The following is a 21,357-nucleotide window of genomic DNA, read 5'->3' as shown; positions in this document are numbered from 1 at the left end:
TAATAGATTGCCGGCGTTTACCGCAGTCTGCATTCCTTTTATACAAGTACAATTAATTTCCCAGAGAATCCTGGGCATCCTGAATATTCTGTGCGCATTCTTCCGGTGTGATGACACCGATCAGCAGCTCCTGAAGGTTGCTGTTCATCACGTCCACGACCGAAGGGTCCAGGAAGGAATCATAGATCGGGGTGAAGGCGAGGCTTTCCGCCATTGCGTTGTATTTCATAGCCAGTTCGGAGACATTGCTCTTATCATAGTCGTCTACCAGGTAAGCAACCGGCTCGCCTTTGGCTGCGATGTTCTTGGAGTAGTCTTCGCCGCTGAGAGCTTTTAACAGGGAAGCGATCGCTTCTTTCTTTCCATCGTAATTATTGATACCAACCGCAAAGCCGGAGCCGGAACCGCCGGAGGTCGCTTTCGCCTCCCCTTTTCCTTTGTCCACAGAGGGCAGTACCGCAACTTCCGTGTTCTTAGCGATCTCTTCAGGTCCGGCAGTTACTGCGCCTACCGCCCAGCTGCCTTCCATAAACATGGCGGCTTCGCCGTTAAAGTACAGCGTTTTCTGCTGGTCACTGTTCAGGCTGTTCATATCGGAATTAAATGCTCCCATTGTTCCCAGTTCCTGCATTGCGCCCAGTGCTTCCACGAACTCGGGATCAGTAAATTTGGCGCCGGAACCGTCCATGATGGAAGCGAACCAGTCAGAACCGGTGAAACGGTCACCCAGGCAGCTCATGATACAGGATTCCGCCACCCACGGCTCTTTGTTGCCCAGTGCGATGGGGGTAACCCCCTTGCCTTTTAAGTCATTGATCATTTTATCGAATTCGTCCCAGGTCGCCGGGAACGCGTCATATCCGGCGTCAGCCAGGATCTGCTTGTTATAATAGATCACATGGGTACTCAACATGGAATACGGTACCGCATAGATACTTCCGCCGGTGGAGATATCAGCAAAAGCGGAAGGAATAAAACCGTTCTTCCATTCCGGATCTGCATTCAGCACATCATCCAGGGAAGCTACCAGCCCGTTCTTGGCAAAAGCGGCCAATTCGGAGCCTTTACAAACGAATACATCCGGGAGGCTGTTAGATGCAGCCAATGTCTTTAATTTTGTATAATAAGCGGTCTGATCCCCGATCGCCTCCACATTTACCACGATATTCGGGTTCTCGGTCTGGAATTTGTCCAGCATCTCCCGGACACCAGTCGCGATATTTTCGGTATTGTCCTCCGCCCACAAGGTCATCATGGAAATCTCAACTTTTTCTCCATCGCCCCCCTTTGCGTCGTCAGTTTGCGCAGGCTGTGCATCATCTTTGGCTGCGGGCGCCTCCGTCTGCGCAGCGGGCTTCGCAGCAGTGTCCTGTCCATCCCCTGTTCCGCATCCCGTGAACAGTGTCATTCCCGTCAACACACCTGCCAGCAGCAGTGCGATGCGTCTTTGTCTTTTTTTCATAGTTGTTCCCCCTTCTTAAAGGATTGAATTATTTTTACAATACTATCGTAATCAAAATCCCTAAGAGTTCGCAGGGAAGAATCTTGTGAAAATATCCAAAATCTTGTCCAGTTTTGGTAAAACCTTCCATTCCATAAGATCCGTAGCCTGCCGGCAGCATCCCGGCAAAATATGACCAAACAAAAATACCCCATGAATCAGAACCAATTCCCCACCCGGGAAATTAAGTTCTGTTTCACAGAGTAAAAATAGCACTTCATATATTAAAAATGACCCAAAGTTTTATCCGCCCGCAGAATCCTGAACATTCATAACATGGAACCAGCGGGTCACCAAAGCAGAAGCGTCCTGCGTCCGGTTTCTGTGAGTGTTTTCGGTGTATGAATCTTAAGTATAAGATATCCGGTAAATAAATCTGTAAATAAGCTTATAGTAAAATAGGGCTGAGAGGGAATGGGTGTACCCGGGCGGTACCCGGCGGCAGCTCTCGTGGGGACAAATCACTTGAGGCCGGGCCTTAGAACGTCTTACGCAGAAGGCTGGAGAACCTCGCAGGGTCTGAAACACTGTCCGAGCCGCCCTTTGGCGAGTTTGTTTCAGGCCCTGCTAATAAGAGGTTCTCCTGCCTTCGGAGTTAGACGTTCTTAGGTCCGGCCGAAGTGATTTGTCCCCACGAGAGCTGCCGCCGGGTACCGCCCGGGTACACCCATTCCCTCTCAGCCCAGCCCTTTTAAGACCCCCTCAATGCCTTCCGTAATATTCCCTGTAATAGGTACTGTCATAATATTTTTCGTAAGAGGATTTTTTATTGTTATCTACTTTATTTAAGATGACACCCAGAATGCGGCAATTGGTTTTGTTTAATTGTTTCGTCACGGAAGCTGCCAGCCGGCAGCTGATCCGGTTACATTCGATGACCATAATGATCCTGTCGCAGATGTTGGAGATAATGGCGCTGTCGATGACCGGAACCAGCGGAGGCGTGTCGATGATTATGTAATCGTATTGCGATTTTACCTCATCAAGCAGTTCTTCCAGTCTTCCGTTTTCCAGCAGCTCCGATGGGTTGGCCGGTACCGGACCTGAGTGAATCATATTCATATTTTTCCTGTTTGTTTTTAACAGCACCTCTCTGGTTTCACACATACCAGACAGATACTGGGTCAGGCCCGGAATCCCACGATCTACTTTAATCTGCTTTGAGGAAGCGGGCTTGCGCAGGTCCGCGTCGATGAAGAGCACTCTTTTTCCGATATCCGCCATGGAAACCGCCATCTGCATGGAGACACTGGACTTTCCTTCTCCTGACAGACAGCTGGTGACAGAAATCACTTTTATATGCTTCCCGCAGAATTGGATATTACTGCGCAGCGTGTTGTAAGCTTCGCTTACGGGTATATCATCTTTAATCTTTCCTGGTATGATATTATTTTCCTCTTTATCCGCGTCCTCTCTCCGACTGGATTTTGGCTTCTTCTTTTTCCGGTTTTTCCGGTTAAACTGTGGGATTGATCCCAGAACATTTAAAGACAACTTTTCCCCCACATCTTCCGATGTTTTTATTTTATCGTTTAACAAGAATACCAGGATCAGGCAAAATATGGTGATTGCCGACATTGCAAGTCCGCCCAGCAGTATATTTTTCCGGAAATCCGGCGATGTGGGACTTGAGGGGATATCTGCCGCGTCAACCAGGCTGACTGCTTCGATATCCATTACCTCCTGAATTTGTTTTGAGGATATTTCCCGTATCCGGTTTGCCATTTCCGCGGCTTTGTACGGGTCAGCGTCGGTCAGCGTAATGGTGATGATTCTGGTCTCTGAGACGGCGGATACGTCGATCTTGGACGCCAGCTGTTCGGGTGTAAGCTCAAGATTCAGGTCCGCGATCGCCTGCTTTAATACGGTTCTGCTTTTGATCAGCTGCATATAGTCTTTGGTGAGCTGAGCTCCGCTTTGCAGGTCATTGTATGTAACGGCAGACTGATCCTGTTTGTTTAATATGTAAATCTGTGTGGACGCGCTGTATTGGGGGACCAGTATGTTCTGACTGATGACGGCAGCCAGGCATGCTCCCATGATTCCTAAGGACAGGATTAGCCAGAGCCGGCTCCACAGCATGTATAAGAGGGCGCGCAGGTCTATTTCTATCTCATCGCCGTCGTTATCCCGCTTTTCTCTGTTCGCTCTGTCCATCTGATTATCTATACGATTCTCGTAATCGCTTCGTTTGTAATGTTCTTTCTCTTCCATGTTCCCTGTAAGCCTCCTGTCAATATGCCGTAACATTCTGAATATAGCATCTGGAAATTGAACCTACAATTCATGTGGGCGTTTGTTGTTATTTATTGTTTAATAGCATATATAGGGAGCGGACCGTCCCCTGCTTCGATCAGGCTGAATGCAGTTGTCAAGCGGTCCGGTTTTTATTATACTTAAATATAGAAAGGCCTGTAAAGATGAAACCCAGTGAAAGAATAGAGGTGAACAGTTTGCTGCTGGAAAAGATAGAAAAGATCACAAAAAATATCCCGGACCCCATCGATGAAAATCACAGTATCGGGATGCGGATCATGTGTCCGGAATATTCCCTTGAGGTTCAGGATGTAAAGACGTTTCCTATTACGACTGAACAGCCAGTGTATATCCTGTTCTGGAATATGGAGCGGGAAGGGCGTTTATACGCTACGATCAAGCCCTCCCTCACCCCGTTTTCCTTCTGCAGCATGTTCACGGACGGGGAAAAAACACAGCTTCACACCCATGACTATATCGAATTGGCCTATGTGGTGAAGGGAGAATTCCGGCAGCGGATTCTGGGAAAAGATGTCCGCTTCCAGCAGGGGGACCTGTGTCTGATTGACAAAAGCTGCCTGCACCAGGACTATCTTTTCTGCCAGAAAAGCTGTGTCCTGTTTATCGGAATGGACCACGCGATCCTGGAGGAAGGTATGGTGGAAAAGCTGGGGGAACCCAAAATCGTAAAGTTCCTGCACGACGCGCTGATGAAGCAAAAGGATGTGCAGCAGTTTATCCATTTTAAGCCCAAGCGGGATCAGGATTCCAGAGCCGAAGAACTGATCGAACAGCTGACCAGCGAGCTGGAAATCAACGATATCGGCACGACGTATGCCTGCAAGGCCCTGCTGCTGCGCCTGCTGCATCTGATCAGTACGGAATATGAATTTTCCCTGACCGACCAGCAGAAAAAGAAAATGCGCTGGCTGATCTACGAAGATATCGAGGACTACATCCGATCCCATTACCGGGAGATCACGATCCGTGATCTGGTGGACCGCTTTCATTTTAACGAAGATTATTTCAACCGCGTGCTGAAGGAAAGGAGCGGGAAAACGTATTCGGAATACGTGCAGGATATCCGGCTGTCAAAAGCTATGGAACTGCTCACCGACACGAAGATGACGGTAGAGCAGGTGGCTTTCAGCGTCGGTTATCAGAACAAAGGCTATTTCTATAAAATATTTACAGCAAAATATCACCTGACGCCCGCCCAGGCCAGGAATAAAAGTCGGAATAGGTAACTATTTTACAATTTTCGTAGGATAGGGAAATTGAGTTTACAGCCTCCGGTTCTTAAAATAAAAGGTAAGCAAACATCATACAGCTATTGCCTGAAATGAGTTCTTACGGCAAAAACCCGTGTACATTTCATTTTAAGAAGGAGGATACAACAATGTTAGAGACCAAACAATACAAATTCTGGTTTGCAACCGGTTCCCAGGACCTGTACGGTGACGAGTGCGTCAGGGAAGTGGAAAACCATTCCAAAATCATGGTGGAGGGGTTAAACGCGTCCGGCCGTCTTCCCTACGAGGTGGAGTTCAAGGGTACGCGGATCGACAACACGTCCATCCGTAAGCTCTTCAATGAAGCCAATGCCGATGAAAACTGTGCCGGGGTCATCACCTGGATGCACACCTTTTCTCCCGCCAAGATGTGGATTCTGGGGTTACAGGAATACCGCAAACCTCTGCTTCATCTGCATACCCAGTTTAATCAGGACATCCCGTATGACACCATCGACATGGACTTTATGAACACCAACCAGTCCGCACACGGCGACCGGGAATTCGGACATATCGTCAGCCGCATGGGCATTGAGCGAAAGATCGTAGTGGGCCATTGGAGCGACGCCCGGGTGCAGGACCGCATCGGCAGCTGGATGCGCACGGCGGTGGGCGTGATGGAAAGCAGCCATATCCGTGTGGTCAGAGTCGGCGATAACATGAGAAATGTGGCCGTGACCGAGGGCGACAAGGTGGAAGCCCACATTAAATTCGGCTGGGAGATCGACGCGTACAATATTACGGATGTAGCGGAATATGTACAGGCCATGCCGCAAGGGGAGATCGACGCGCTGGTGGATGAATATTATGACAGCTATGATATCCTGACGGAAGGCCGGGATGCGGCGGAATTCAAAAAACATGTGGCCGTGCAGGCCGGCATTGAACTGGGCTTCCGGAAGTTCTTAACGGAGAACGATTATCAGGCAGTGGTTACGAATTTCCAGATGCTCTCCGGTTTACAGCAGCTTCCGGGTCTGGCGATGCAGCGACTGATGGCCGACGGTTACGGATTCGGCGCGGAAGGTGACTGGAAAACCGCTGCTATGGTTCGTCTGATGAAACTGATGACCGCCAACGTCAAAGATGCCAAGGGTACATCCTTCATGGAGGATTATACATACCGGCTGACCCCGGGAAGCGAAGCGATCCTGCAGTCCCATATGCTGGAGGTCTGCCCCACCATCGCCGAAAGCAGGCCTGCCATCAAGGTATGCCCCCTCAGCATGGGCGACCGGGAAGATCCCGCCCGTCTGGTATTCACTTCCAAGCCCGGCAAAGGCGTGGCCTGCTCCCTGGTGGATCTGGGGAACCGTTTCCGTCTGATTATCAATGATGTGGAGTGCTTAAAGCAGGATATCCCGATGCCGAAGCTTCCGGTCGCCACCGCGTTGTGGAAACCGATGCCGGATCTGATCACGGGTGCGGAAGCATGGATACTGGCAGGCGGTGCCCACCATACGGCGTTCTCCTATGATCTGACTGCCGAGCAGATGGGTGACTGGGCCGCTGCCATGGATATCGAAGCGGTTTATATTGACCAGGATACCACCATCCGTACTTTCAAAAATGAGCTCCGCTGGAATGCGGCAGCGTACCGCTGAGAAAAAAGCATAAACAGGAGGAATAAGAATGTCCAAAAAATATTCCATAGGTGTGGATTACGGCAGTCTGTCCGGACGGGCAGTGCTGGTTGACGTAGAGAACGGTTCCATTCTGGCTCAGGCAGTCAAAGAATATACACATGCGGTCATGGATGAATACCTTCCTGACGGTGTTACCCGTCTGGGCCCTGACTGGGCGCTTCAGCACCCCCAGGATTACCTGGAGGTACTGGAACTGACGATACCGGCCATTTTAAAAGAGTCCGGAATCAGGAAAGAAGATGTAATCGGTCTGGCAATCGACTTTACCGCCTGTACCGTACTTCCGGTAGATGACAAAGGGATTCCGCTGTGTTTTCACGAGGATCTTAAGAACAATCCCCATGCGTATGTGAAACTGTGGAAGCACCACGCAGCCCAGGATCAGGCCAACCGCCTGAATGCCGTGGCAAAAGAACGCGGGGAAAGTTTCCTTAAACGCTACGGTGGTAAGATCTCCTCCGAGTGGCTGTTCCCCAAACTAATGCAGATCGCGGAAGAAGCGCCCGACATCTATGATCAGATGGACCGCTTTATGGAGGCCACCGACTGGGTCACCATGATGATGACGGGCCAGGAGCGGCGCAACAGCTGTACGGCAGGCTACAAAGCATTGTGGAGTAAGAGGGAGGGGTATCCCTCCAATGACTTCTTCAAAGCCCTGAATCCGAAGCTGGATCATGTGGTAGAGGAAAAATTGTCAACTGAGATCTATCCGCTGGGCCAAAAAGCCGGCGAACTCACTCCGGAGATGGCCGGGCGTATAGGACTGCTGCCCGGAACGGCTGTGGGAATCGCCAATGTAGACGCCCATGTGGCGCTGCCGGCCGTAGGAATCACCGAGCCCGGCAACCTGCTGATGATCATGGGAACCTCGACCTGTGACATCTTATGCGGAACCGAAGAAAAGATCGTTCCCGGCATGTGCGGTGTCGTGGAAGACGGAGTCCTCCCGGGTTATTTCGGATATGAAGCCGGCCAGTCCTGTGTAGGCGATCATTTTGACTGGTTTGTCAAAAACTGTGTTCCAAAGAGTTATCAGGATGCCGCTGCCGCAGAAGGAAAGGGTATCCATCAGTACCTGACCGAGAAGGCAAGCAGATTAAAAGTCGGTGAAAGCGGCCTGCTGGCTCTGGACTGGTGGAACGGCAACCGGTCCGTGCTGGTAGACGTGGACCTGACCGGTCTGCTGCTCGGCTGCACGCTTCAGACTAAGCCGGAGGAAATCTACCGGGCGCTGATCGAAGCCACTGCTTTCGGCAAAAATATGATTATCCAGACCTTTGAAGAAAATGGCGTACCCATCAACAAACTGTACGCATGCGGCGGAATCGCTTACAAGAATCCAATGATGATGCAGATCTATGCCGATGTCTGCAACCGTGAGATTTACTTAAGCGCCTCCGACCAGACGCCGGCGCTGGGAGCCGCCATGTTCGGTGCCGTGGCTGCCGGAAAAGAAAAAGGCGGTTATGATTCCATCTTCGACGCGGCGAAAGTCATGGGTAAGGTCAAAGATGAATTCTATAAACCCATTCCCGAAAATGTGGAAGCCTATAAGAAGCTGTATGCGGAATTCAAGCTCCTTCACGACTATTTCGGACGAGGGGAAAATGATGTAATGAAACGGCTGAAAAAAATTAAGGCGGATGCAAGGAAAACCTGACAGAAAGGACAAACGGGACATGTCCATTCTAAATGGACATGTCCCAAATTGATCAAATTGATGCTTACGCCATGAATTTTTTGTCGATCTCCGGATTGAAAGCATAAAAGTTTTTGAAGTCAAGCTTTTCCTGCACGGAGCGGAGGGCTTCGCCGAACCGCTGGAAATGGACGACTTCCCGGGCACGCAGGAACCGGATCGGGGCCAGAACGTCCGGGTCCTTGACTACCCGCAGAATATTGTCGTAGGTGGTCCTGGCCTTCTGTTCAGCCGCAAGGTCCTCGGTCAGGTCTGTGATACAGTCCCCTTTGGACTGGAACTCACAGGCGTTAAAAGGAATTCCCGCTGCGGCCGTGGGCCAGCAGGCGGTCGTGTGATCCACATAGTACGTGTCAAACCCGTCTGTTTTCAGCTGTTCTTCCGTCAGGTTTCTGGTCAGCTGATGAACGATGGCGCAGATCATTTCCATATGGGCCAGCTCTTCCGTACCGATATCGGTCAGCAGCCCGCCCACTTCCTTATAGGGCATGGAATACCGCTGGGACAGATACCGCATGGAAGCGGCCAGCTCTCCGTCCGGCCCGCCGAACTGGGTGATGATCAGCGTCGCGGTTTTTGGACAGGGAGTTTTAATATTTACGGGAAACTGAAGTCTTTTTTCATAATTCCACATTAGCAGACACCTCCTTCCCAGGGTACCGGAGCGTTGTTCCAGGCCCATGAGGATGCGCCTGCTTCTACATCATCGATGCAGAGGGGCTCATATTTTTCCGCAAATTGTTTCAGGGCGTCTTTGCGCTGCTGTTTCCATTGGTCAAACATCTTCAGGGCTTCCATGTCGTCAGGATGCGTATCCAGATACAGGGTGAGGTCATTCACCGCAAAACTGGCCTGCGTTATTTCCTTTAACAGTTCGTCTTTGCTCTTATCCATGAATCAGGCCACCTCCTACCATAAAGGGTTTGTCCAGATCCGGGAAGATCGTTCCCTTTTGAAGCGCCTGTTCTAATTCATACGTCCCGTTCCATTTCTGCTTTGGCACATAGGCCATGGCGATCGGCAGCTGATCTGCCTGTGTCTGCGTACAACCGCAATTCGTATCCATTCAAAACGCTCCTTCCTATCTCTTGATTCATTCAAATTGATTCAAAATATTCCTGTTTCGTTTTCCAGTCTGTTACCACTACAAAAGAAGTTTTTAAGAATATTATCGAATTATCTTTGAATCATATATAGTATGCGCGTTTCGACATCATTCATCACGAGAGCACCGTTGGTAAATATTAATTCCGATAATTAATTGGATGCATAAATTTTAAAAAATGAAAAAATAAGAGCATCTGAAACCATATTCAGAATGCTCTTCCCTAACTCTATAACCGGTCCAAAACCATCTGCCGGTAATCCAGATACTCAAATCCCAATTTCTTATATAAAGCAGCAGCTCCCTGGTTGGCTTCCGTCACCTCCAGCCGGAACCGGACCACATCCGGATATTCCCGGAACATCCACTGGAAAAACTTCGTGCCGTATCCCTTCCCTCTGCATACATCCCTGAGAAATACTTCTTCGATCATCAGGTTTACACCGCCTGCTTCGCAGGAATAGAAAGGCGTCAGATAAGCATATCCGACAATCTGCTCTTCCTCCACAAGCACAACTCCCCGTATCATCGGAAGAGATCCGGCAGCCGCTTCAAACGCCCGCTCCCTGATATCTTTTGAAATCACATGATCCACAGCGTCACTCTGGTAAAATTCCTCAACCATAGAGAGCACCTGCTCTTTGTCACTTAACTTCATATCTCTTATGGAAAACATTTCATTATCCTCCTGTGTTAGAATTCCTTCCGAAGCACATCTTTTTGTTTCTTAATACAACTATGTCTCAAATGCTTCGTACTCTTACTATGCCATATGTATCAGGATTATGCAACCTGGTTTTCCATTTTGAAAGAGATACCCATTTAAAACTTGCACCCATTGGGTACAAAATTTAGCACGAAAAATGCAATACAATGCACGATCATTCTCAGCATATAGGAAATGAGAGCAGGGCGGTGAGGAAATTGCCGTGCATCCCGCAAGTTCCTGCCGCTTCGCTCCCATTCCCGGCACCATATCGCATAAGCTCTCTTCCTCAAAGTTCTCTGAGCGCTTCCTCCTTAATCTGCTTTTTCCGGCGTGTCATCATTCCTCCGATGCGTCCGGTCTCCTTGGCTGACAGCGACTTCCACCCGTCGGTCAGCACCCGGTCCAGAAGTCCCAGCTCCTCAGCGATTTCATATTTCAGCTGCTCTTCCGGTTCTATTTCATGAAGGTTGATTGGTTTATCTTTTTTCTTTGACATAACAGGCGATACCCCTTTCCAAATATTTGACAACTGGAGTATCGCCTGTTTTCCCGTCCTTTATACCTCGGACCCTATCTGCAATTACGGCTGGTTATACGGTTCCTCCGGTATAATGATCGCAGCGATGATGTAGGCAATGATTCCGGAAAATACCACAAAGCTCATGACTACCCACAGCAGCCGGATCACGGTAGGATCAATATTCAGATATTCTCCAACGCCTCCGCAGACACCGCATATCATTCTCTTGTTTCTGGATCTGTATAATTTTTTCTGTTCTACATTCATTTTTTATTCCTCCTGCCTTTTGGCTTACTAATATATTACCACTTATTTTCTGATATTTCCTGTTTTTCATACCGCATATGGGATTCTAAATATTCTGGATATCTCATCCAGCCGCTTCCGGTATTCCGGCTATCGCCCCATATCTACCTGGATCGTACCGATCCCGCATTCAAGATCAAATTCATAAACCGCATCGTTATTTATCTTTTTCCGGGCTCCCAGCGCAGTATATGAATTCCCGTTCAGATCAATGCTTCCGATGCCGCATTGCATGTCATAATTAAATTCGTTCTCCGGGTTGGAAAGCTGTACCAGGGTATCGCCGATCCCGCACTCTACATCTACATCTCCGTTGACCGACCCGTTCAGGCTAAGCTTTCCGACTCCGCATTGGATCTTAAGTTCGCCTCCGGTAAACTGGTTCACCTCCAGTTCCCCGGCGCCCAGTTCGAACTTGGCCTCCTCGCTGACCGTCATGTTTTCTATATAACCCGCGCCTGCCCCCAGGCTGATTTCGGTTTTGGTAAATGTATAACCTTCCGGGACATAGATGACCACGCTTTTTTTATAGCGGTCCTTGGTCTTGGAACGGTCCTTGATTTTAAATTTTCCGTTGTCATTCTGCCCAAAATCCAGTTTTTTCAGGTAACCCCAGGCTTCCATATACATGGTTCCATCCGCCGACGGCTCGATCCGCAGCGTTCCGTTTTGGATTTCCACGTCCAGTTCCTGCACATTATCCATACCTGCACGCATGTGTTCTCCGTCTCTGGTTTCCATCTCATTGATATCAATATCCCCGGTATCCGCATTAAAATCGCCGGTGTCAACATCAGGATCGTAATCGTCCCAATCCGTTTCATCATAATCATCAAACACTTCCAAATCATTCCAGTCGGCAACCGTTCTCCAAATCCAGCTGTTCCCCAGCCGGGCAGAATATTTCAAATCACTCCAGGTAAATCCCATGGCCGCTCCGGCGGTGCAGCACGCGATGCCTGCCGCCAGGATAATCGCACTGACAATCAGGCAGATTCCAGTAAATTTTTTCATTTCTTACACCCTCCCTCTATGGAATAGTCTGCTGAACAGGTTTACGACTCCGCGTATGATACAGGGAATCAGTTTTGCACAGATCCAGACAACTAATATGGTCAGCAGCATGCCCACTGCAAACAGGATACAGCCGATTCCGGTCAATACAAGGCCTGTGGCAGGTCCGGAAAACATGTTGAAGATACCTACCGCGAAGACCGCCACTCCCGCTACCAGCAGTCCGATCGTCCCGACCAGAAGAGCTACAAATAATCCGATGGCCCCTCCGAAGATCCCTACACACAGTCCCAGGATTCCGCCGCCCACAGGTATGATAATCGGTGAGGCCAGCAGACACAGAATAATGATCAGGACGATCTTGGCAGTATCTTTCGGCCGTTTGTCGTATTCATACTGTTTTTCATTCGGGTTTTCCTGCCGGCTTACTTCTTTCTTTGTGTTGAACCGGATATCGTTGTAGCCGTTTTCCGTAAATTCTCCCGCTTCCCGGTCGTTAAAATTCAGGCCGTTTTTGATTATGGCCGCCACTTTCTCCGGACTGTCCAGCTCCTCTATGACTTCCGATTCATTTTCCGGGCCCGCATCATCAAAATAATCATTATAGTACTGCAGAGCCTCTTCTCTCTCACCGTCGGTTACGTCCTGAAGCAGGAACTCTAATTCTTTCATAAATTCTGCTCTGTTCATCCTCTATATCCTCCCCGCGAACAACATTGATATTTTTGTAGAATAAGCTTTCCACTCTGTTTTATAAAGGTTTAGCTGAACGGTTCCCTTTTCCGTTATCTTATAATATCTCCGGTTTCTTCCGCCGCATTCCATGTCGTATACTTCCAGGCAGTCATCCTTTTGCAGCCTTCGCAGTACCGGATACAGCGTCGATTCTGAAACCTCGATAACCTGCCGCACATCCTGGGTGATCTTATAGCCGTATGTTCCGTTCTGTTCCTTCGATACTACAGCTAATACGATCGCATCCAGAAGGGCTGCACCTGTGTTAAATACCATGCAATCCACTCCCTTACATTGTATTCCTCATATGATAATATAAACAGTTCAATATTATTCAACTCGCAATACTATTTTATAGTCAATACTATATATCATATAATATAATGTGTCAACTAGGTATTTTAGATTTAATATAATTGTAATATATCGAAATAGGGCCGGGGCGGGAAGAGGACAGGGAGGCTTTGGGAGGGAGGAGAAAAGTAACAGGCGCCGGATCGCTTCGGCGCCCGTTACTTTTCTCCTCCCTCCCAAAGCCTCCCTGTCCTCTTCCCGCCCCTACTTTGGTATTATATGAGATTCTATGTGCGAAAGACTTGGGAGACTTTTACATAAGGAGTAATATTGATTTTTCCTTAATGCGGATACTTATGGGCCGGGAGTTCTACTATGAAGCTGGCTCCCCGGCCGGGTTCGCTTTCCACACGGATGGTTCCTTCGTGGAGCAGAACGATTTTTAAGGCCAGGGGCAGGCCCAGGCCGTTGCCTTCCGTGTTCCTGGAACGGTCTGCTTTGTAGAAATTGCGGAAGATGCGTTCCTGGTCTTCTTTCGCTATTCCCGGACCTTCGTCTTTGACAAGGAATAGGATATGCGTGTTTTGCTGTTTCAGGGTGATCCAGAGAGTACCGCCGGCGGGGCTGAATTTTATTGCGTTTATCAGCAGATTGTACCAGACATTGTGGAGCAGCTCCTCATCGCAGGAATAGGAGACTTCATCCAGTTCCAGCTCCAGGTTCAGGTCTTTTTCTTCCCATTTGTTCTGCAGGCGGATGAGAATGTCGCGGATCTGCTCGTCCAGCTGGATTGTCTGGAATTGTTTCTGTATTACCACATGGTTTAACTCTGATATTCTTAGAAGATTGGTCGCCAGATTGGAAAGCCTGCCGCTCTCTTCGATCAGTATATCCAGGTATTCGGACCTCTTTTCGTCACTTAGGGTTTGCTCTTTTAAAGCTTTGGCGTATCCTTTCATGGATGCGATAGGGGTTTTGAATTCGTGGGAGACGGAGGAGACGAATTCTTTGTGCAGGTACTCGTTGGATCTGAGTTCTTCCGCCATGATGTTGAAATTATGGGAAAGCTCCGACATTTCGTCGTTTCCCTTCTCCGGAAGCAGGATGTCAAAATTACCTCCGGCGATTTCTGTTACCCCCTGATTTACTTTTTTTATTCTCTTTACTGCCAGATGGACTACCAGCCATACAAGCATCAGTCCTAAGAGCATGGTGACCAGTATGAATAGCTTCTGGTACCGGTCAAACTGGCTCGCGAAGTTCCGCATCACATGGGGGGAGATCACTACGACCTGATTTCCGATTTTTCCAATGGAGCAGGGGAGGCGCCTGCCTCTGTCGGGCGGAAGGTTGACCGTTTCGCCATTTTCCACTTTCAGGGCCTCTTCCTCACTGATTAAGCTTTCTTCCACCAGTTCCCGGACATCCGAACAGACCCTTACCTCTATGGAAGGGTCTGCGAAATATTGGGCCGCCTCGTTGGGATGTATTCCCAGTTCCTTGTATATTTTTTTAAAATCCTGTAGTTTCCCTCTTAGCTGGTCTTCCATTAATCCTTCTACCCTGGGCCTTTCAAACCGGTTCAGGATACCCGATGATATCAGGTTCGTCACCGCAAAGGACAGGAAAACAATGACTGTCAGCTTAAAGCTTATGGAATTGTAGAACTTAATATGTTTGTTCCTGGTCTTTGTTTGCTCACGATTCGTTTGTCGATTCATCTTTGGCTGGTTATTCGTTGACTGACAGTTCTCTTGCCGGCTATTTGTTGGATGTCGATTCTCTGATTGGCTGATTGTCTGATTATTCATATTTTCTTACCAGTTTATACCCCAGTCCCCTCACTGTACTGATTTTGATATCCTCATTTTCCGCCAGTTTATCACGGATTCGGTTGATATGTACATCCACCGTCCGGTCGACGCTGTTGGCATCCCTTCCCCAGACGTGATCCATGATCTGCTGCCGTGTGAAGATCTTGTTGGGATTGGACATGAACAAAAAGAGGATCTCGAATTCCTTTCTCGCCAATTCGACGGGCTGGCCTTTGATAAAGAATCCATAGTTGCTGTAGTCTAATACTGTATCGTGGTATTCGATCCGCTGTTCTTTGGCGTATTTGGCGCGCCGCAGCAGCGCCCGGACCCTCAGTACCATCTCATCCATATCAATGGGCTTTACCATATAATCGTCGGCTCCTGCCAGGAACCCCATCTTTTTATCTTCAAACATTTCTTTTGCGGTGATAATCAGCACCGGGATATCCCGGTCTATCTTACGCACTTCCGTGATTAACTCGATTCCATTGACTCTGGGCATCATCAGATCCGTGATCAGAAGATCCAGCTGCAGATTTTCCAGACACGCAAGCGCCTGCCGGCCGTCGTTGGCTTCCAGAATCCGAAAGCCCTCCCGGTTCAGGTATTCCACCATGAGTCCGCGGATGTGCGTATCGTCTTCCGCGATACAGATCGTATTCATTTTCATCGCCCTCTCTGTTTATTCATAGCGCAGTGCTTCGATCGGGTCCAGTTTGGCCGCTTTGTTCGCCGGATAGAATCCGAAGAACACGCCGATCACCATCGAAAACAGTACCGATACAATGATACTGATCACAGAAGCTTTGGCTGCATACCCCAAAATCTTCGCGGCCGCCGACCCCAGTCCCACTCCCAGTATAATACCAATTATCCCGCCGATCAAACAAATAATAACCGCCTCCACGATAAATTGCAGCTGGATGGAGCCATTGGTCGCGCCCAGCGCCTTACGGGTCCCGATCTCCCGGGTGCGTTCCGTGATGGATACCAGCATAATGTTCATCACGCCGATCCCTCCCACCAGCAGGGAGATGCCCGCGATTACCGCGATGGCTAAGGATACTGTGGAGAGCATATCTGTCATGGAAGATACCATACTCTCCATGCTGTAGGCGGATACCTGGAAGTCTTCGTTCTTCCGGTATCTGCTGTCGAAGAAGTACTGCACCTGGTTCAAAAACTGTGTGGCGTCGGTGCCCACGCTGGTAACCAGCGTTAACTGCTGGTATCCGTCACTGGAATGATTCTGGTTTTTTGCCGTCTCCAGCGGAAGGTACAGGGTCGTAGTGATATCCTCCTCGGAGGAAGAGGAAAACCCAAAGCTGGATTCCGTATACTCATAGACACCCACGATCGTATAGGTATAATAGCGGCTGCCAAGGTTTACATCGATGGTGCTGCCAAGGGCCGCCTGATTATTTCCATCGAACATGTTATTGACCAGCTTATCGGAGACGATAGCCACCGATTTTCCTTTTTCGTGATCCACATCCAGAAACATTCTGCCGCTCAATAGGGTAAGCTCATCCGTTTTAAAATATCCGTCATTGACTCCGGTTATACTGACATTGGCATATTTGTCCCCGTCTTTGGCCGTCCCGCTTCCGGCGCTTTCTGTAAGGGATACCGCTTCTATTTCAGCGGAATATTCCGCCTGCAGTTCTTTAAGCATCTCGTCAGTGATCAGGTCTTCGTCCGCTGGTTCCTTTTGCCTTCCGGGTCCGCGGAATTCCATCCCGCTCTCGGATACTTCTGTTTCTTCACTTTTTTGCTGCAGGCCCACCGTAATGTTATTCGCTCCCATGGACTGCATGGATTCGGTAATCGAAGTCGTCAGCGAATTTCCCACTGTCACAATCGCGATCACCGAAGCGATCCCGATGATAATGCCAAGCATGGTCAGAAAGGCGCGCATTTTATTCGTCACAAGCCCCATCACCGCAAGTTTTAGGTTTTCAAGCACCAGCATAGGACAGACTCCCCTTTCTTTCCCCGGTGATCAGACCGTCCTTGATCGTCAGAATCCGCTCCGTCTCCTCCGCCAGCTCATTGGAATGCGTGATCAGGATGACGGTTTTGTTCTGCTCCTGATGCAGGCGGTGAAAAATATCCATGATCAGCCGGCCCGTTTTGGAATCCAGCGCTCCGGTAGGCTCATCGGCCAGCAGGATCGCCGGATCATTAGCCATGGCTCTGGCAATGGCTACACGCTGCTTCTGCCCGCCGGAGAGCTCGTCGGACTTGTGGGCCATCCGGTCTCCCATCCCGACCAGTTCCAGAAGCTCCTTCGCTCTTTTATTCCGGTCCGTCCTGCCTTTGCGTCCATAGAGCATTGGAAGCTCCACATTTTGCAGCGCATTGGTTCTGGCTACCAGATTATAGGTCTGAAAGATAAATCCGATCTTCTGGTTGCGGATCCTGGACAGTTCCTTGTCTTTCGCCTTACAGATATCGATGCCGTCCAGATGATATTCCCCTTCCGTGGGGCGGTCCAGCGCACCGATGATATTCATCAGGGTCGATTTGCCGGAGCCGGACGCGCCGACGATCGATACGAATTCCCCCCGTTTTATCTTCAGATTGACTCCATGCAGAATCTCCAGCTCATTGGGTTTGCCCACATAGAACCGCTTTATGATATTTTGTAAATCCAACATAAATTCCTGTTCCATAGCGACCTCCTATCGGCCCATCGGCATTCCGCCGCCACCGCCGCCCATCATGCCGCCTCCTCCGCCCATGCCGAACATGTCGGAGCCGGTATTGCTTCCGGTCGTGGTGGAATATGTGGGGGTGATCACCTGCATTCCTTCGGTGAGTTCATCGCTGCGTACCTCGATGTAATAGTCGGTCTCCAGACCGGTGGTAACCACGATTTCCCTTTGATTCTGCTGCACCGGCTGGCCCGCCGCGGAAGCTTTCTGCGCTCCCTCTTTCCAGCCTTCCCCGCCGTCAGATGGGGCCTGGCTGTCCTGCGCCCCTGTGCTGCCGTCCTGCGCCCCTGCGCTGCTGTCCTGTGCCCCTGCACTGCTGTCCAGCACATAGATCACACTCTCGCCGTTTGCGTTCTGCTGTACCGCGTCGTAAGGGACAGCCAGCACATTTTCCGCCGATTCCAGTACGATACTGAGTTTCGCAGTCATACCGATCCTGAGTTCCTCGGCCGGAGTCAGGATCGAAACTTTGATCTCATAAGAGGCATCCGTGCTGGTGGTCATCCCACTGTTCGTACCGGATGTACCGCTGCCGGTTCCGGATGAACTGCTTACCGGTACAGGGGATACGTGCGTCACTTCCCCTTCCAGCTCTTCCTCACCGGTGGCATCCGTTTTTATATACACCTTCATGCCCTGGCTGATTTTGCTGATATCATATTCATCGATATTCGCAGTTACCACATACCCCTCGCAATCCTCGATTTTGACCAGTGTGCCGCCGGAATAGATATCACCGTCTTCCACATTTACTTCCGTGACCGTTCCGGCCCGGGGCGCCGTAACCGTACACTTCTCCAGATCCTCCTCGTAAGTCTTGACAGAATCTTCCTGTTTGGTGAGACTGGTCGAGTTATTTAACTGCTGGTTCGTCACAGAATCTTCCTGTTTCTCCACACTGCTGACATTACTTTCATAACTTTTCGCCCGGTCCGTAACGGCAGAATCATAATTACTCTGGGCTGTCGTTACCGCATTATCCGCTGATTCACTGGCTTCCCCCGCTGATTTTTCCGCTGCCGCCGCTTCCTCATAGGCCTTGGTCAGAGAATCGATCTGATCCTGGGCTGCCTGAGCAGCTACCGCCTCATCCAAAGCGGTTTTTTTTGCGTTTTTATCATCGACAGCCGCCTGGTGCTGTGCTGCCGCGTTGGCCGCTTTGGTCTGGGCCGCGTTCAGATTCTGTTCCGCGTTCTCCACCTTCTGATCATCACTCTGGGTCTGATATTCCACATTCGTCTTGGTACTTTCCAGATCCCTTTGGGCTGATTTCAGGCTCAGGCTGTTCTGTGCCTGGGCCACAGCCAGTTCATCCCTGGCCTGCTGCAAAGACTCTTCCAGATCCGTGCTGTCGAATTCCAGCAGCACATCTCCCTCCTGCACCTGATCGCCTACCGCCACATTCACCGTCTTCACTTCATAATTCTGGAGCGTCGAACTGATCTCCTTTTGCTCCTGGCTCTCTACCGTGCCTGTAGCGCTCAGCGTGTTCATCAGATCCCGCCGCTCCACAGCCGCTGTCTGCTGCAAAAGGTCCGCCGGCATGGCTGCTTTGCTCCCCATGGCGCTGACCACCTGGACAATCACCACGCCCACTGCCACGATCAACACGAAAGCGATTCCCATCTTTTTATGACGTTTTATAAAGTTCCATCCCTTACCCAGTTTATTTTTCACCTTAATCCTCCGTTCTGCTAAGATCTTTCAGTAAATTATCACGCCAGTTTAAACTCAATATAAACTTTATATGTAAATTTAATGAACTCCCCGGACACAACCGGAATCGAACACAAGCAAAGGACCAAAAAAGGGGCTGTCGGGAAATATTCCTGACAGCCCCTCCTGTACCTCAATCATCCAAATATTCCAGTTCCTCTCCCGCCTGGTTAACCACACAAGCCAACCGGAACAGAAGTGTAAAAGCTTTCGTAAGTACCTCCTCGTCGAAATCAAAATCCGGACTGTGATGCCCGGCCTCCATCGGGGTGCCGAATAACAGATAAGAAGCCTTTCCTCCCTGTTCCCGGACCATCCGCATCAGCCAGGTAGCATCTTCACTGGCCGGGAAATGCTTATGGAGCGTAATTCTGCGGTAAATGCCCAGGTCTTCTGCCTGCCGGGCGATCAGCCGGCAAAGCCGCGCATCGCTGGGTTCGCTGGCTGTCCTGCCCACCACGCGAAACTCTGCTTCCGTCTGATAGCGGGCTGCGCACTGAGGTACCAGCTTTTGCACCTCATTTATAACGTAAGCATCCAGCTTTTCTGTCTCTCCCCGGGTTTCTCCCTGCAGAAAGGCTTTGGCAGCAATGGCATTCCTGGCTTCTCCGGCCGTCAGACAGCCTATATTTACCCGGATGGTTCCCTCCGGGCTGGGCGGAATCTCCTGAAACTGAAGAGTGGCCTCGGCTGCCGCCAGAAGCGCGTTCCTGGTTTTGTTCGGAGTGGTTCCCGCGTGGGCGGACTCTCCCGTGAAAGTGACATCAAATTTTGTAGTTACCAGAAACTGATCGACACCGCATACCAGCTCATCCGGCTCAGCGAAGCCGATATGAAAGGCGAACAGATAATCGGGAATGGGATACTTCCAGGAATCTGACATGGACTTTCCCCCTTTCGCCCCTTCTTCCGCCGGCTGGAACAGGAACATGATCCGGCCGCATAATATGGCCGCATTATCCATAATTGCTTCTGCCAGTACGATACCGACGGCGCTGTGTCCGTCGTGTCCGCAGGCATGCATCCGTTGTTCCCATAGGGACCGGAACTTCTGCCGGCAGGGCTTATGGCTGCTGTCCTTTGTCTCATCTATCGGCAGCGCGTCTATGTCAAAACGAAAGGCGGTCAGCGGACCGGGCCTGTGGGTGTCCATCACCCCGATCACCCCTGTGGCATTTCCCATCCGTGCCAGATAGGGTTTTCGTCCGGGCATTTCCTCCAGAACTCTGTCTTTCCGGCGGTTCCGGGTTTCCTCCTCTGGAGGCGAGATCATCTTATCCAAATCTATCATCTCTTCTCCTACCCTCACCTCATACCCCAGTTCCTCAAGCCGGCCGGCCAGAACCGCGCTGGTCCTGTACTCCAGCCATGCAGTCTCCGGATGGCGGTGAAAATCCCGCCGGAAGTGAAGCAGTTGTTGTTCATAGTTGTGTTCCACTGAAAGTACCTCCTCTGTTTTGTGACATGCTCCCGCCGCCTAAAGAGGCGGGGGCTTCTCGTTCGATAGTACCAATGTACTAAGCATAAGCGAGCTAACCCCGTGTGTCCCACGGTTTTATGTATTTTCGCTACGGAGTTACTAACCGCATACCCTCATTTTTTATGTTTATTGCGGCATTTATATCTCTGTCGTGATGTGTACCGCATTCAGGGCAATCCCACGCACGAATACTAAGATTTTTCGTTTCGGGATTTTTGTACCCACAAATATTGCAGATTTGGGAGCTTGCAAAGAATTTGTCTACCTTTACAAGCTGTTTTCCCATTTCTTCAAGCTTGTATTGCAGGAATGTTACAAACATTCCCCAACCGTTATCAGCTACTGATTTGCCAAAATTCAAGGCTTGCGCCATTGCTTTCATATCAAGTTTTTCTATGCATATACAATCATAAGCATTGGTTATCTGTCTTGACTCTTTATGTAGAAAATCCTTGCGTTGATTGGCAACCCTTTCGTTGAGTTTGGCTACTCTGATACGCTGTTTGTTGCGGTTGTTTGAACCTTTTTGCATTTTGGAAAGCTTGCG

At 49.8% G+C, this 21,357-nt stretch carries 21 protein-coding genes; 3 read left to right on the top strand and 18 right to left on the bottom strand.

All coding sequences use genetic code 11. The features are described 5' to 3' along the window. Window positions 1–52: 52 nt before the first annotated feature. Window positions 53–1,462: an extracellular solute-binding protein gene (locus tag ABC831_RS20605; RefSeq protein WP_343249950.1), complete on the bottom strand. Its 1,410-nt coding sequence runs from the start codon at window positions 1,460–1,462 to the stop codon at window positions 53–55. Window positions 1,463–2,203: 741 nt separating this feature from the next. Further along, window positions 2,204–3,715, bottom strand: coding sequence for a tyrosine-protein kinase domain-containing protein (locus ABC831_RS20600; RefSeq protein WP_343249949.1), 1,512 nt, complete (start codon window positions 3,713–3,715; stop codon window positions 2,204–2,206). 206 nt (window positions 3,716–3,921) lie between these two features. Here ABC831_RS20600 and ABC831_RS20595 point away from each other — a divergent pair, with 206 nt between their 5' ends. From ABC831_RS20595 to araB, 3 genes are all read left to right on the top strand, one after another. After that, window positions 3,922–5,004: an AraC family transcriptional regulator gene (locus ABC831_RS20595; protein WP_343249948.1), complete on the top strand. Its 1,083-nt coding sequence runs from the start codon at window positions 3,922–3,924 to the stop codon at window positions 5,002–5,004. Between the two features lie 152 nt (window positions 5,005–5,156). Next, the gene (gene araA / locus ABC831_RS20590) at window positions 5,157–6,653 is read left to right on the top strand and encodes an L-arabinose isomerase (protein WP_343249947.1); all 1,497 of its coding nucleotides are present in this window, start codon (window positions 5,157–5,159) and stop codon (window positions 6,651–6,653) included. A gap of 28 nt (window positions 6,654–6,681) precedes the next feature. Then, window positions 6,682–8,358 carry a ribulokinase gene (gene araB / locus ABC831_RS20585; RefSeq protein WP_343249946.1) on the top strand — a complete coding sequence of 559 codons (1,677 nt, stop codon included), beginning with the start codon at window positions 6,682–6,684 and terminating at the stop codon, window positions 8,356–8,358. Window positions 8,359–8,422: 64 nt separating this feature from the next. On the opposite strand, the gene ABC831_RS20580 is transcribed toward araB, so the two are convergent. From ABC831_RS20580 to ABC831_RS20505, 16 genes are all read right to left on the bottom strand, one after another. After that, complete coding sequence (locus tag ABC831_RS20580; protein WP_158342592.1) at window positions 8,423–9,031, bottom strand: manganese catalase family protein; 609 nt, start codon at window positions 9,029–9,031, stop codon at window positions 8,423–8,425. Then, window positions 9,031–9,291: a spore coat protein CotJB gene (locus ABC831_RS20575; protein WP_343249945.1), complete on the bottom strand. Its 261-nt coding sequence runs from the start codon at window positions 9,289–9,291 to the stop codon at window positions 9,031–9,033. The genes ABC831_RS20580 and ABC831_RS20575 overlap by 1 nt, the downstream gene beginning before the upstream one ends. Then, window positions 9,284–9,463, bottom strand: coding sequence for a spore coat associated protein CotJA (locus ABC831_RS20570; protein ID WP_343249944.1), 180 nt, complete (start codon window positions 9,461–9,463; stop codon window positions 9,284–9,286). The genes ABC831_RS20575 and ABC831_RS20570 overlap by 8 nt, the downstream gene beginning before the upstream one ends. Window positions 9,464–9,731: 268 nt before the next feature. Further along, a complete protein-coding gene (locus ABC831_RS20565) occupies window positions 9,732–10,178 on the bottom strand; it encodes a GNAT family N-acetyltransferase (protein ID WP_343249943.1) in 447 nt (148 codons plus the stop codon). A gap of 319 nt (window positions 10,179–10,497) precedes the next feature. After that, a complete protein-coding gene (locus ABC831_RS20560; RefSeq protein ID WP_158351833.1) occupies window positions 10,498–10,707 on the bottom strand; it encodes an alpha/beta-type small acid-soluble spore protein in 210 nt (69 codons plus the stop codon). A gap of 84 nt (window positions 10,708–10,791) precedes the next feature. After that, window positions 10,792–10,998, bottom strand: coding sequence for a PspC domain-containing protein (locus ABC831_RS20555; protein WP_343249942.1), 207 nt, complete (start codon window positions 10,996–10,998; stop codon window positions 10,792–10,794). A 129-nt stretch (window positions 10,999–11,127) separates the two neighbouring features. Then, complete coding sequence (locus ABC831_RS20550; RefSeq protein WP_343249941.1) at window positions 11,128–12,051, bottom strand: DUF4097 family beta strand repeat-containing protein; 924 nt, start codon at window positions 12,049–12,051, stop codon at window positions 11,128–11,130. A gap of 3 nt (window positions 12,052–12,054) precedes the next feature. Then, window positions 12,055–12,741, bottom strand: a complete 687-nt coding sequence (locus tag ABC831_RS20545; RefSeq protein ID WP_343249940.1) for a DUF1700 domain-containing protein — start codon at window positions 12,739–12,741, stop codon at window positions 12,055–12,057. Window positions 12,742–12,744: 3 nt separating this feature from the next. Further along, window positions 12,745–13,062 (bottom strand): PadR family transcriptional regulator, encoded by a 318-nt coding sequence (locus ABC831_RS20540; RefSeq protein WP_158342600.1) that lies wholly within the window; start codon window positions 13,060–13,062, stop codon window positions 12,745–12,747. A gap of 359 nt (window positions 13,063–13,421) precedes the next feature. Next, complete coding sequence (locus ABC831_RS20535) at window positions 13,422–14,801, bottom strand: HAMP domain-containing sensor histidine kinase (protein ID WP_343249939.1); 1,380 nt, start codon at window positions 14,799–14,801, stop codon at window positions 13,422–13,424. Window positions 14,802–14,883: 82 nt separating this feature from the next. After that, entirely contained in the window at window positions 14,884–15,567 is a 684-nt protein-coding gene (locus ABC831_RS20530; protein WP_343249938.1) for a response regulator transcription factor, read from the bottom strand. 12 nt (window positions 15,568–15,579) lie between these two features. Next, window positions 15,580–16,869: an ABC transporter permease gene (locus tag ABC831_RS20525; RefSeq protein ID WP_343249937.1), complete on the bottom strand. Its 1,290-nt coding sequence runs from the start codon at window positions 16,867–16,869 to the stop codon at window positions 15,580–15,582. Next, on the bottom strand, window positions 16,856–17,572 hold the full coding sequence (locus ABC831_RS20520; RefSeq protein ID WP_343249936.1) for an ABC transporter ATP-binding protein: 717 nt from the start codon (window positions 17,570–17,572) through the stop codon (window positions 16,856–16,858). The genes ABC831_RS20525 and ABC831_RS20520 overlap by 14 nt, the downstream gene beginning before the upstream one ends. Window positions 17,573–17,581: 9 nt before the next feature. Further along, on the bottom strand, window positions 17,582–19,291 hold the full coding sequence (locus ABC831_RS20515) for an efflux RND transporter periplasmic adaptor subunit (RefSeq protein ID WP_343249935.1): 1,710 nt from the start codon (window positions 19,289–19,291) through the stop codon (window positions 17,582–17,584). Window positions 19,292–19,463: 172 nt separating this feature from the next. Next, complete coding sequence (locus tag ABC831_RS20510; RefSeq protein WP_343249934.1) at window positions 19,464–20,768, bottom strand: amidohydrolase; 1,305 nt, start codon at window positions 20,766–20,768, stop codon at window positions 19,464–19,466. Window positions 20,769–20,898: 130 nt separating this feature from the next. Continuing rightward, a partial coding sequence (locus ABC831_RS20505) for an RNA-guided endonuclease TnpB family protein (RefSeq protein ID WP_343249933.1) occupies window positions 20,899–21,357 on the bottom strand: 459 nt, incomplete at its 5' end.

It is taken from the genome of Diplocloster hominis (assembly GCF_032380655.1).
Lineage (GTDB): Bacteria > Bacillota > Clostridia > Lachnospirales > Lachnospiraceae > Diplocloster > Diplocloster hominis.
This window is presented reverse-complemented; position numbering and strand designations above follow the sequence as displayed.